At 47.4% G+C, this 13,803-nt stretch carries 4 protein-coding genes; 1 reads left to right on the top strand and 3 read right to left on the bottom strand.

All coding sequences use genetic code 11. The features are described 5' to 3' along the window. Positions 1 to 62: 62 nt before the first annotated feature. The gene (locus ACOJUO_RS09695) at positions 63 to 4,997 is read right to left on the bottom strand and encodes a hypothetical protein (protein ID WP_422139659.1); all 4,935 of its coding nucleotides are present in this window, start codon (positions 4,995 to 4,997) and stop codon (positions 63 to 65) included. 211 nt (positions 4,998 to 5,208) lie between these two features. Further along, positions 5,209 to 10,110: a hypothetical protein gene (locus ACOJUO_RS09690; RefSeq protein WP_422139658.1), complete on the bottom strand. Its 4,902-nt coding sequence runs from the start codon at positions 10,108 to 10,110 to the stop codon at positions 5,209 to 5,211. A gap of 374 nt (positions 10,111 to 10,484) precedes the next feature. Between ACOJUO_RS09690 and ACOJUO_RS09685 the strand changes: the two genes are divergently transcribed. Continuing rightward, positions 10,485 to 11,147, top strand: coding sequence for a hypothetical protein (locus ACOJUO_RS09685; RefSeq protein ID WP_422136522.1), 663 nt, complete (start codon positions 10,485 to 10,487; stop codon positions 11,145 to 11,147). A 40-nt stretch (positions 11,148 to 11,187) separates the two neighbouring features. Here ACOJUO_RS09685 and ACOJUO_RS09680 read toward each other — a convergent pair whose 3' ends face one another. Further along, positions 11,188 to 13,752 (bottom strand): hypothetical protein, encoded by a 2,565-nt coding sequence (locus tag ACOJUO_RS09680; protein WP_422139657.1) that lies wholly within the window; start codon positions 13,750 to 13,752, stop codon positions 11,188 to 11,190. Positions 13,753 to 13,803 lie beyond the last annotated feature (51 nt).

Below are 13,803 nucleotides of genomic sequence, written 5' to 3'. Positions count from 1 at the left end.
ATAAGATTGGCTCCATACCTGCCGAATGGCAGGAGGTGTTGAGGAGGGCAGGCCATTCGAACTTAATAAAATTTGGTGGTTTTGGCCCATTCCCCAATTTTATCCACAAGCAACATACGCCACTTATACTCAATTCCTATATGCTTACTCATGTTAGCGAGATAGATGTCGCGCCAATTTTTCTCGCAGTGTTCTTTAGACAATAACTTAAAAAATGCCCTGGTTGTTAAGGGGCTAACGACAACATTTTGATGAAGCAAACAGTGTTTGGCTATTGTTACTTGACTCTTTTCAGAGCATTCTTCCCAGAATTGATGAATATATTCCCGATACTCTGTAAGGCGATGCATACAAAGATGGGCTTTGTAACGTTTCATTCTATCCAGAGACTCATCATCTGTTTCCGGGCATGAGATTGAGTGGCTTTGTGTACTTCCGCCACTTACCTCTGGAATAGCCTTCAAGCAATGGTCATCCGCGCTGTTGCCATTGATGCCAAAGTCTATGTATTTATCATTGGCTTCAGGAAATAGAACAAGGTTAATAACATTTAACATCAACGCCAAAACCGCTTCCCGGGAATAATCATCGCGTTTAACATTATGGAGGCCAAATAAGTGTGCAAATGGACTACCTTGACTACAATATTCTCCTTCTTTCAGGAAGATGGTTCTGAACTCAAAATACAAGTCTTTAAGATCTTTGATCTTGCGATCATAGAATTTCGGGTTATTTTCAACAAAACTTATTGCATTGGCAGCATTTTCAAATCTAATGGAAAAAAACCCATAAATAATATCAGAAAGTTGCTGTGGATAACTTTTTTTAATTATTTCAATATGTTGGGATAGAATATCCCGACTCAAATCGTCCAATGGTGTTGGACCGCAGCGCAGACAATGACTTTTCCCCATCACTTCCAGCCATTGTTTCAGATTGAACTTATTGTCATCATTAACACACGATTGATACAGGATTTGGGAAAGCCGGTGTGTACTTTCACATACCCGGCCATCCTTATTACTTTCAACGTCAAAACGGGCATTGTCTAATATCGATGATGAAAACCGCTTACCTTCAAAAGAACAGTTGGTGAAAGTACCATCTTCAATAATGGCACTGTTTAACAGCTCTGTATTGAATTTACACTCGTCAAATGAAACGGATTTCAACACCGTGCCGTTCATTGAACAGCGGCTGAAATCAATCCCGGTTAATTTACGCTTGATCCATCCCTTATGCAGGCTCCCTTTCGGCTCTATACCATCCAGGGAATCCAATCTTCCCTCCAACAGTTTTGGGTTTTGCTCAAGCAGCGACTGAATACCCTTTTCACCAAAGACCTTGATGAGATTTTTAATGTTTTCGTCAACCGAACTGTCTTCGGAGATTAACTCATGGTAGTGGGCTGACCAGGATTTCCGAAAAAGCTGTTCCAGCGGACGCCCATCAGGCCAGTGGCTAAAGCGTTTCTTCAAAATAGACAACAATTGCCGCTGACTTTCGCTAGAGCTGATATCAAGCAGGTTCAACTCGTCAAACAAGGACAGAGGGTTGGAAAAACGAGTCTCCTGTGGATTAGCTGGATTATTGAGCTGAATCAAACTCTGGTAGTCACAGTTTGACTGCTTGATGATTTTCTCATTACGAGCAAAGGCGTCCAAACCAAGAGCCTTATTAAACTGGCATTGATTATCATAAACTTCTGCATCCATACGGCCGAGTGTTTCAGAAGTCAATTTCATACACATGATCCCATCTTCATGAATCCGCTCTGAATAATCCGCCAGCTCGCCGTCCTCGATGATTCGGGTAAATGCATAACCGGTGTCGCATTTCATTCTGGCCAACGAAGCGCTGGGATGGATATGCCAAGCGGGTTCTATCCCGATCTGAGTACGTCGTTCAAAGGAACTCAGGGTAGCGTCATTTTTCAGGCTATCGGTCACAAATCGTTCTTCTTTTCCTTCCCGATCTGCACAAAATTTTGTATCGTGCGCGGGGCAGAACTTTCTGGCGGGGGTCGCCGAAATGCCATGGAGAAACCCCGGACGCAATTGCACCCAACGTCCTGCGCGAATACGAGAATGGATTTCCCAATCAAGCAGTTCTTCGTCACTGAAGTTCAGCAATTCTTTAAGAAACGCTTTTTTGCCGATGTTTACCGGCGCATTGAGATCCGCTGCCACGGTAAGGTTCATATCACCAAGGCAGCCATGGCAGTCAGCCAGGGCGTCCAGCCATTGCTCCTCCAGGTCGGTGGTATCCGGTCGCTCCGCACCAAGGCCCAGCCCTGCCAGTTCCCTGAACAATGCTTCAACCACCGATTTACTGTGTCCCCCAAAGGTGAGGGTCAGTTGATTTTCAAAGCTCAGGGCTTCTGGCAGGTTCGGAGCAGAAAACAGAATACTGCCGCCTTCACAGACGACCGATTCGAGCTCAACGGCTCGTACCGGTGAGGCACTCAGGCGAGTAACCTTCAGTTGTTCCGGACTCAAATAACTGACCTTCTGGCCTGTCAATTTGGCAAAACCGTGGCTGAATTCAGCCAGCTCTACTTTTGCTTCAACTTCTTCGCCGATTCTTGAACTGACTCGTGCCGGTAAGGCCGGGAAAGGCAGAGGCGTTTCGATGGTTGGCAGTTTTGCGATGGACGGCAGATCGGCGGCTAACGACGCCCGGCACTTGCTAGCAATGTCCTGCAGAATCGTCACGGTATTAGCAATGCTATCCTGATCCTTTTCGTGCCATCGTGTTTTATCTCTGGTTAACTGCTCCGCCATGCCGTCACAGTCTTTGGCCAGGCTGGTCAGATCACTGCGCCAGTCGCGGTAAAATCTGTTCAGGGCAGAGTTGGTATATTCAACCCGGCTGGCCAGACGGTGCAATCCCCGTTCCAGGGCCAGGTTGTCAGCCAGTTTATTGCCCGCTTCCCGGGACAACTTGAGGGTCATCCGGGTGATGGGTTGGCCATTGGCATCCAGTAACTGGCTGATACCGATATGCCCGCCCCGTATATCCGGGCCTTTGACTGGCAGCCAACCGCCACGGATACCCGCCGCCTCTATCGCCTTGTATTCCGCCATGGATACCCGCTCACCCGCTTCCAGGCTGTTGGGAAAGCGGGTGGTCAGCCAGGCAATACGATCATGAATAGTCTGCCGTAACCAGCTGCGGTCACCGGGCAGAAAACCGCTGTGTTCGATCTGCCGGTCCAGGACCTGCCAGTCAATCTGCCGCAAGATATCCTTCAAGGTATGGCCCAGTAAGTCATCCTCTAATTGTGCAAGAATATCGACGCAAGGGTTGTAGATTAGCAACGAGTTCATGGAAGGTGCCTGAGGGTTTCTCAGTTTTTGCAGCAGCAAAGGCATGGAAGAAAAGTCATCCGGTTTGGGGTCAGGCTCTGGTTTCTCCGGGCACGGGTAGCGGGTCGCCATCCCGGCATAATCCCAGTGGAACATGACCGGCTCCCCTTCCGGGGTCAGCTCAATGCCTTCCCAGGCACTGTTCACCATATTTTCATTACCGACAATGACATTAATCAGCATTAATCTGGCCCACTGCTCTGGAGCCATAGAGCGCAGCGTTGCCTCCCCGCCTTTGAGCTTGCCCTGCCATTGTTTGGGAACAGGACTGACTACATAAAAATGACCCTCTTCCTGATGGACAAAGCTTTGCGGAACTGTGATGCCCAGCAGCCCGGCGAGGTTGGCCATAAGTAGCTGGTTGCGGGCGCTTAGCTCACAGCTCGCCGGTTTGATGGCATAAACCTGTTGGCTAACGGGGTCGTTGTAAAGCCCTGCTGGCCAGGTGCTGCTCCGGCATTCTTCCATGGCCACACTTTGCTGGGTCAGTTTTGCCAGAGAGAAGGACGATTCCTGTGGTTCTGTCAGCTGTCCGGTATAAGGCGTAATCAACTCCCGGACAACACCGGACTGCTCACCTATGCTAAACAACTGGTAACTAAAGGGTGAAGGGTGGTGCTCCCATTGCTTTTTGGTGTTTTCACACAAGCTGGGGTCACCGATGCTGAAGAAATGTTCGAGGTCTGTATTGCTGTCCTGCAACTTGGTCGGGTACCAGAGGTCACCCTGCCTGGCAATCACCTGACAGACCTCTTCGGCCAGCAGGCGCCATTCTTGCCTCTGCTGATCATCCTTACAAGTAGCAAAACACTCCAGCCGATCCATGTAAAAACTTTCTCTGACCCGCATAACATCCAGCGTATCTGCATCGTGGAGCAGACTGCGCAGGGTCTGTATCGCCTCGGGCAGATGCTCGCAGCCCTTCGGATTATCCTTGTGGCAAATGGCTTCACCACACTGCCAGGCCAAGGACTGATCCACGCCGAAGTTGCGCAGGTGTTCCCTCAGGTTGTCAGCACTGGCCCGCTCCCACTCCAACGTATCGAACCCATCGCCTTCACGGCCCGTATCGTGAAACAGGCAGGTTTTGATTAGCAGAGGTATCATTTGGTCGGGAAATTCCCGCGCCAGGCGATCGCCGTGCAGTTTACGCTGTTGCAACAGGGCTACTGCCCAGATTGCCGTCCGGCAACTGTGCTGAACACCATGAACCTCGCGGGCAATTGCCTGTGCAGGAGGCGCGATGCTGTCAGGAGAATAAGGCTGAAGCAAGGCCGTTTTCGCTACCTGAGTAGATTCAATCAACGATTGATCAATGACCGGCCAATGGGCTGTTTCGGTTGCAGCTATTTTCGGACGTTTTACCGGTTCAATGGTCAGCGTTTCCAGCTCTGTCTCTATTATTTTCGGGAGAATATCAGTAGCGGCCCGTTTGTGCCCGGTCTTGTGCGAGAAATCATTATTGTCCGCGTCAACCCACTTTGCAGAAGCCACATCCGTGGGCATTAACTCTTCACTTATACTCACTTTTCTGGCAAAAGCGCTGCCTGTCTTATCAATATTTTCAGATAACCTTGAGTCGTTAAAAGGCGCCTGTACTTTTCCTGCGTTGATAGGGAGCAAATCCATTTTTTTAGCCCTCACTACTGTCCTTGTAATTCTGAACTTTTGGAGTCAAACCGAATCCATTATTGATTTAGACAGTTTATCCAGTCAGTTAGTTCCATCCATTCTGTGAAGGCTGGGCAAAACTGTGAGATTGGCTCCACACCTGCCGAATCGCAACATCACCTTGCCTATTGTTAAAAATGCCACATTGAGGAAGGCAGGCAATTCAAGCTCAATAAGTACCTAACCAGTTGGTTTGGTCCTGCTCTCCAAAATTTTCCAAAAGCAAGCGATTCAATTCATCCTCATTTTTTTTATGTTTATCCATGTTAGCGCGATAGATTTCCTGCCAATATTGCTCGTCGTGGTCTTGAGACAACAAATCTCTAAATTGCTTGGTTGTTTTGGGGCTAACGACAACATTTTGATGAAGCAAACAGTGTTTGGCTATTGTTAATTGACTCTTTTCTGAGCATTCTTTCCAGAACCGATGAATACGGTTCCGGTATTCTTTAAGCTGAGATTTACAGAGAAGAGCTTTATAACGTTGCATTTCAACCAGAGGCAGGCCATCTGTGTTGCTTTGTGTACCTTCGCTACCTACCTCAGGAATGGCCTTCAAGCAACCGTCATGCTCATCCGCACTGTTGGCATTGACGTCAAAGTCTATGTATTTATCATTGGATTCAGGAAACAGAACAAGGTTAATAACATTTAACATAAGCGCCAAAAGCGCTTCCCGGGAATAACTTTTGTCTGGTCCATAATCGGACGTAAAAAATCTTCCAAATGGATCACCTGATAACCCTATCTTAGAATCTCCTTCTTTCAGGAAGATGCTTCTGAAATCAAAATAAAAATCTTTGAGATCTTTGATTTTGTGATCATAGAATCCAGGATTATTCCAGACAAAATTTATCGCATTGGCAGTATTTTGAAAATTAATGAAAAAAAGTTCATAAATAATTTCACAAAGTTGCTTTGGATAGATTCTGGAAATTTCATCCATATGTTGGGACAGAATATCCTGGGTTAAATCATCCAGTGGTGCAGAACAGGATTGTAGAAAACTACTTTTAAGCATCACCTTCAGCCATTGTTCCAGATTAAACTTATTGTGCTGATTAACACACGACTGATATAAGATCCGGGAAAGCTGGCGTGTTCTTTCACACGCCAGGTCATCCCTCCCAGATTCAGGGTTAAAACGGACATTGTCTAATATCGATGATGAAAACCGCTTACCCTCAAAAGAGCATTCGGTGAAAAAGCAACCTTTAACAATGGCTCTGTTTAACAGCTCTGTATTGAATTTACATTCCCAAAAAAGAAAGGATTGCAACACTGTGCCATTCATTGAACAGCCGCTGCAATCAAACCCTTCAAGAGCACACATCCACCCATTCAGATTAAAGCCATCCAGGGAATCCAGCCTGCCCTTCAACAGTTGTGGGTTTTGCTCAAACAACGACTGTATGCGCTCTTCGCCGCAAGCCTTGACGAGACTTTTGATGCCTTCGTCAAACTGGCTGCCTTTACGGGTTATCTCATGATAAAAGGCTGACCAGGATTGCGGAAAAATCTGTTCCAGTCGGCGCCCGTCGGGCCAGTGGCTAAAGCGTTTCTTTAGTGTACCCAGCAATTGCCGGTGTCTTTCAGGAGAACTAATCTCAAGTTTGTGCAACTCGTCAAACAAGGAGAGAGGATTGGCAAAACGGGTTTCCTGTGTCTCATCGTCCTGAATCACACGTCTGTAGTCATCGGTTGACTGAGCGATAATTTTCTCGTTACGGGCGAAGGACTCCAAACCAGAGAAATCCGCCAGGTATTGGCTTTGATCGGCATAAATTTGTGCATCCATACGGCCGAGTGTTGCAGAAGTCAGGAGCAAACACGTAACCCCACCACAGCGGTACCCGGAATTATCCACCAGCACCGCTATGACTCGGGAAAATGTGTATTCGGTGTTGCATTTCATCCTGCGTGCCGAAGCCACGGCACTTTCATGCCCAAGCGGTTCCATCCCAATCTGGGTACGTCGTTCAAAGGAGCTCAGGGTAGCATCATTCTCCAGGCTACCGGCCACAACCTCTTCACTGTTCCTTTGCCGCTGCGCATGAAAGTTTGTATCGTGTACGGAGCAGAACTTCCCGGCAGGGTTTGTCTCAATGCCATGGGGCAACCCTGGGCGGTAGAACACCAGACGCCCTGCACGAATACGACAGTGGTTTTCCCAATTGAGCAATTCTTCATCACTGAAGTTCAGTAATTCTTTAAGAAAGGCTTTTTTGCGGGTTTTTACCGGGGTATTGATATCCACTGCCACATCAAGGTTCATATCACCAAGGCAGCCGTGGTAATCGGCCAGGGCGTCCAGCCATTGTTCTTCCAAGTCGTTGATATCCGGCCGCTCTCCACCAATACCCAGCTCTGCCAGTTCCCTGAACATTGCTTCAACCACTGCTTTGCTGTGTCCCCTAAAGGTGAGGGTCAGCTGATTTTCAAAGCTCATGGCCTCAGGCAGGCTCGGGGGAGAAAACAGAATACTGCCGCCTCCACAGACGGTCGATTCGAGTTCTACTGCCCGAACCGGTGGGTCACTGAGGTAGGCAGCATCCAGTTGTTCCGGACTCAAATAACCGACACTCTTGCCTGTCAGTTTGGCAAAACCGTGGCTGAATTCCGCCAGTTGCACTTTTGCTTCAACGTTTTTGCCGGTTCTTGAACTGACTCTTGCAGGTAAGGCCGGGAAAGGCAGAGGAGTTTCGATGGTTGGCAGTTTTGCAATGGAAGGCCGGTCGGCGGCTAACGACGCCCGGCACTTGTTAGCAATGTCCTGCAGAATCCTCACGGTATTATCAATTGTATCCTGGTTCCTTTCGTGCCATCGTGTTTTATCTCCGGTTAACTGCTCCGCCAAGCCCTCACAGTCATTGGCCAGGCTGATCAGGTCGCTGCGCCAGTCGCGGTAATGTCTGTTCAGGGCAGAGTTGGTATATTTAACCCGGCTGGCCAGACGGTGCAATCCCCGTTCCAGGGCCAGGTTATCAGCCAGTTTATTGCCCGCTTCCCGGGACAGCTTGAGGGTCATCCGGGTGATGGGTTGGCCATTGGCATCCAGTAACTGGCTGATACCGATCTGCCCGCCCCGGATATCGCGGCCTTTGACCGGCAGCCAACCGCCACGGATACCCGCCGCCTCTATCGCCTTGTATTCCGCCATGGATACCCGCTCACCCGCCTCCAGGCTGTTGGGAAAGCGGGTGGTCAGCCAGGCAATGCGATCATGAATAGTCTGCCGTAACCAGCTGCGGTCACCGGGCAGAAAACCGCTGTGTTCGATCTGCCGGTCCAGGACCTGCCAGTCAACCTGCCGCAGGATATCTTTCAGGGTATGGCCCAGTAAGTCATCCTTTAATTGTGCAAGAATATCAACGCAGGGATTGTCGATCAGCAACGTGTTCATGGGGGGTGCCTGAGGGTTCCGCAGTTTATTCAGCAGCAAGGGCATGGAGGAAAAATCATCTGTTTTCGAGGCGGGCTCTGGTTTTTCAGGACACGGGTAGCGAGTTGCCATCCCGGCATAATCCCAGTGGAACATGACTGGCTCCCCTTCCGGGGTCAGTTCAATGCCCTCCCAGGCACTGTTGACCATTTTTTCGTTACCGACAATCACATTGACCAGCAATAATCTGGCCCACTGCTCTTGAGACAGAGAGCGCAGCGTCGCTTCCCCGCCTTTGAGCTTATCCTGCCATTGTCTGGGGACAGGGCTGGCCACATAAAAATGACCCTGCTCTTCATGGACAAAACTCTGAGGTACTGCGATGCCCAGCAGCCCGGCGAGGTTGGCCATCAGTAGCTGGTTGCGGGCACTTAACTCACAGCTCGCCGGTTTGATGGAATAAACCTGTTGGCTAACAGGATCGCTGTAAAGCCCTGCTGGCCAGGTGCTGCTCTGGCATTCTTCCATGGCCACACTCTGCGGGGTCAGTTTTGACAGGGAGAAGGATGATTCCAGAGGTTCTGTCAGCTGTCCGGTATAGGGCCTAATCAACTCCCGGACAACACCGGACTGCTCACCTATGCTAAACAGCTCATAACTGAAGGGCGAAGGGTGGTGCTCCCACTGCTTTTTGGTGTTTTCACACTGGCTGGCGGCACCGATGCTGAAGAAATGTTCGCAGCTTGCGTCACTGTCCTGCAACTTGATCGGATACCAGAGGTCCCCCTGCCTGGCAATCACCCGGCAGACCTCTTCGGCCAGCTCGCGCCATTCTTGCCTCTGCTGATCATCCTGACAGTCAGAAAAACACTCCAGCCGATCCATGTAAAAACTTTCTCTGACCCGCATAACATCCAGCGTATCTGCATCGTGGAGCAGACTGCGCAGGGTCTGTATCGCCTCGGGCAGATGCTCGCAGCCCTTAGGGTTATCCTTGTGGCAAATGGCTTCACCACACTGCCAGGCCAGGGACTGATCCACGCCGAAGTTGCGCAGGTGTTCCCTCAGGTTGTCAGCACTGGCCCGCTCCCACTCCAACGTATCGAACCCATCGCCTTCACGGCCCGTGTCGTGAAACAGGCAGGTTTTGATTAGCAGAGGTATCATTTGGTCGGGAAATTCCCGCGCCAGGCGATCGCCGTGCAGTTTACGCTGTTGCAACAGGGCTACTGCCCAGATTGCCGTCCGGCAACTGTGCTGGACACCATGAACCTCGCGGGCAATTGCCTGTGCAGGAGGCGCAATGCCTTCAGGACAATAAGGCTGAAGCAAGGCCGTTTTCGCTACCTGAGTAGATTCAATCAACGATTGATCAATGACCGGCCAATGGGCTGTTTCGGTTGCAGCTATTTTCGGACGTTTTACCGGTTCAATGGTCAGCGTTTCCAGCTCTGTCTCTATTATTTTCGGGAGAATATCAGTAGCGGCCCGTTTGTGCCCGGTCTTGTGCGAGAAATCATTATTGTCTGCGTCAACCCACTTTGCAGAAGCCACATCTGTGGGCATTAACTCTCCACTTATTCTCACTTTTCTGGCAAAAGCGCTGCCTGTCTTATCAATATTTTCAGATAACCTTGAGTCTTCAAAAGGCGCCCGTACTTTTCCTGCGTTGATAGGGAACAAATCCATTTTTTTAGCCCTCACTACTGTCCTTGTAATTCTGAACTTTTGGAGTCAAACCGAATCCATTATTGATTTAGACAGTTTATCCAATAATTAGTTTCAGCCATTATCAGGGCTAATTTACTGACTTTTTATATCCTCGGGCTCAATAAAGCCCAGATAGAGATTAAAGAATTTTTTCCAAAATTTATCGGTTTAGTTTAGCCGCGACCTGTGTTGCAGATTTGCCATGACACATCTCATTATTTGAAAATTGTTAAGATTACATTTACGAAAAATAATGCATCAATAGAAAATTTTCAGGAGAATCTGGCCTTAGGTTGAAAACTGGCAAATGATGCATATCCTTAAAGGCAATCAACTTTAAGGAGTATTCAAAAATGTTAAAAACACTGACTCAAATGTTATGTGCATGGACCATATTATCGTGCAATGCTTTGTATGCTAATGAGGAGCTGAATAAATTATATTACCGATTTTCAACTCAAAAAATGCCCGAATTGTTTGACTCTATCCAAAGTGCATTGAATGAGTCACCCGAAATCTCTCAAAGAGCAAAAGTTAAAGATTTGGCGCTGGTTACCAAAAAAGCCTATAAAACCTGGTATAAAAGTCTGGAAACACTTACTCCGGTTGAAGCAGGGACTGCAGCAAATCTAATAAGGAATAATTTATCAACAGTATACTTTGAGCAAAAAGTTGATGAGTTTCTATCCTCTAAAAGCCATATGATTAGTTGGGAAATCCCTGTTTATCATCAGATAATTAACATAATGATCGGCGTATGGGGCGGAGTGTTTTTCGAAAATGAGAACCTGGCCAAAATAAGAAAAGAAATTTATCATTTATTCACTTGTGATGATCATGATTGCTCTGAAATTGCTGAAAAATTTTCTTCCCAACATGATGAAGATGTAACTCTTGCAATACAAAGGTATTTTGAGTGCAAAAAAACAAAAGGTTCAGCTTATGGTCCCCATCTGGCTGAATTATGCGAATTGATTAATAACGATAACTTTTATAAGTCGACATACTTTGCATAAGTACTGTAAGCAACCATTTTTGGACAGGCATCCGTTATGGCTACCTTACATCATATTGTACATTGGTAATCGTAACTTCCTGTCTCTCCTTCGATACCATGAATGCGTCAAAATAATCAAAAGGTGCCCTTCCTTCCAGAAGTTTCACTTCTTCACCTGTTTCACCTTTTTTAGGATCCGCGCGGTGATAAAGCGGTAGCTCCATCTCGTCGGCAATGTCCCGTGCGGCATCAATGAATAATAAATCACTCTTATCGGGGTAGGCCTTCTCAAGAAATAACGCAGGGCGATCATCCCGATCAAACACCAGACGAATAACGCTTCTGCTGAGGATATCTCCTTTGGCGCTCTTTCTGACAATCATGGCATTGCGTCCATCCATCACGTAGCTCATTAGTCCTCTGCTGTAATCCTGAGCGCCGTCCGGTGTCAGGCAAGTGCGAACTTCAAGACCACTGATAAAAAGATCCCAGGGGTCTTCCGTCAGCCTCAGGGTTTCTCCCGGGGACAGCAGCTTGTTTCGGGTTTCCACACTGAAGTCACTGAAGTTCGCGCCCCAACCTGCTTTAAATTGGGGGTATTTCCGGTAAACGGCCTGCAAGTGTGGATTGTTCAGCGGTGACTGCCTGCGCACAGTAAAAGTATTGCTGGCACTGGCCTCTATAAACTGATGGATAAGATCTGTAACTTCTCTATTTCCATATTCTTCCATTGCTGCCATGTAAAAAGGCAGGAGATGATAATGTCGTTGTTTCCATAGCCATTGTGAGACCTCCTTACTTTTTCCCACTAAAGCGTCAGCCCCTTTTTCGGCGATCAACAATGGCAATCCTTCTTTCTGACAGCTTAAGCCCATGCTGTCCAGAAATTGATTAAACCTGTCTCCCATGTTGAATATCATGTAGAGCAAACCCAGTTTTTCATACGTCAGGCTTTGGGTGAGTTTTTTCAGGGTCTGTATTACCATTGCCTTATTCATATCATTGCTGGCCAATAGCCGTTCCAGAGTAACCAGCCACTGATGGAAAACCTTGCCATCTTTCATCTGTCGCCTGCTCCTGCTGGCGCTGGGAGCCTGCAAAGATTCACAGAGTTCCTCAATGTCATCTTCTGAGAGGATATCGGGCACAAATGCCAGCCATTGCAGCGGGGCCATGCGCAAATGATCGCCACCTTTGATTCCGGGCTCACCCAGTATTTGCCGTATTTTCGGGGTACTCTGAACCAGACGGGCCAACCCACCGATGAGATAGGGAATATTTTTTTTATTGCCATGTTTCATAATGGCCCTGACAAAATGATCCAATACTGAAGCAGCCATTATTTCTTTGGATGATTTGCAGGCGGCAATGATCATTAAAAGTCGATGCACTTTCGCTTTGATATCGGGTTTGCCTTCAGGCAATGATAGAGCAGCCAATCTGCTTTCCAGATCGTCAACTGCACGGAGCAATACCTGTGAATAGTCCGGGGTCGTTTTATCAATATTTGTTCTGAGTACCCTCAGATAACTGGCCAGCGGTTTGCCTTCAAGTAGAACAAACCCATTGATATCACTGAGTTGTTTGAGTTCTTCAAACTGTAAGGCAACAGGAGCAGGTGCTTTCAAGATATTTGCCACAGTATCAATATAGTGGTGATAATCAATGGAATCAGGTTGTTTCGACAAATAGGCCAGCTCTTTAGCAATATGCCAGATGCTATTTGAATCAGCGGTATACAAAACCGATCTAATGTACGACGTTAACTCAGTAATATCAGCCTCTTTTGAAAAACCGGAGCAGGCTGCATACAGATACAACAATCTTCTTGTGTAGAATTTGAAATCATCATCAACAAAAATGCTTGGTAAATAGCCATCCGCATCAACTCTTGGAAGAAATTCTTTTTCAATATTGTCAACTTCACTCAGCAACTGTCTGGAAAGTTCGTTATTTTCCGATTCAAGGATTTGCCTTATCTGCAGAAGTCCGTCCTTGACCAGTTTGTCATCCTCTACAGGGTTTAGTGCTGTCAGCTTTTCATTGATTTCATTGTCCTCCCTTGCCAGAGAAGGCTTATCAGGAAGGCGTTGAAACAGGTTCTTTGCCTCTTCTAATCGGATGGACAAAGGAATTCTCTCAAGGTACCGGGCGACCATTTCCGCTGGCAATTCAAACTTTTCTTCAGCAGCCAACATAATCCGGAGTTTTTCAGCCGCGCTTAAAATTTTTTTTTCGAATAACTTTTTTACCGTCTTCGAAGCATCCAATCTCATGCGCTCATTAATAACAGCCCGTTGCACCTCTTTGGTTGGAGACTTTTCTATTGCCCCATCATGAAATTTTTCCACCAGATTGCTGGCAGCTCTTTTTATAGCTTCTACTTTTGAACCGGGTAATTGATTGACAAGATCAGGGTGAAGATTAACCAGCCGTTCAAACAGCTGTTTACTGCCATCGGTATTGAGGGTTTGTTCAGACAGTAAGGTAATGCCATCATGCAGCTGTACCTGCCAGCCAAGATACTGAACGGAGTCACCTTCTGCTGAAAAGCCAATGGATGACTCCATGATTAATGCATGCAGCTGCTGTAGTGTCAGACCATTTAAACGATAAAAATTCATTTTACCTCAGCGGTACGGTAGGCATAAGTACTCAGCCATACGGAATCGAAT

It is taken from the genome of Endozoicomonas sp. ALC020 (genome assembly GCF_049275935.1).
Lineage (GTDB): Bacteria > Pseudomonadota > Gammaproteobacteria > Pseudomonadales > Endozoicomonadaceae > Endozoicomonas_A.
This window is presented reverse-complemented; position numbering and strand designations above follow the sequence as displayed.

Bases quoted from the DNA above. Each gene is read 5' to 3' on its own strand.
- ACOJUO_RS09695 (WP_422139659.1), bottom strand. From the start codon at position 4,997: ATGGATTTGCTCCCTATCAACGCAGGAAAAGTACAGGCGCCTTTTAAC.
- ACOJUO_RS09690 (WP_422139658.1), bottom strand. From the start codon at position 10,110: ATGGATTTGTTCCCTATCAACGCAGGAAAAGTACGGGCGCCTTTTGAA.
- ACOJUO_RS09680 (WP_422139657.1), bottom strand. From the start codon at position 13,752: ATGAATTTTTATCGTTTAAATGGTCTGACACTACAGCAGCTGCATGCA.
- ACOJUO_RS09685 (WP_422136522.1), top strand. From the start codon at position 10,485: ATGTTAAAAACACTGACTCAAATGTTATGTGCATGGACCATATTATCG.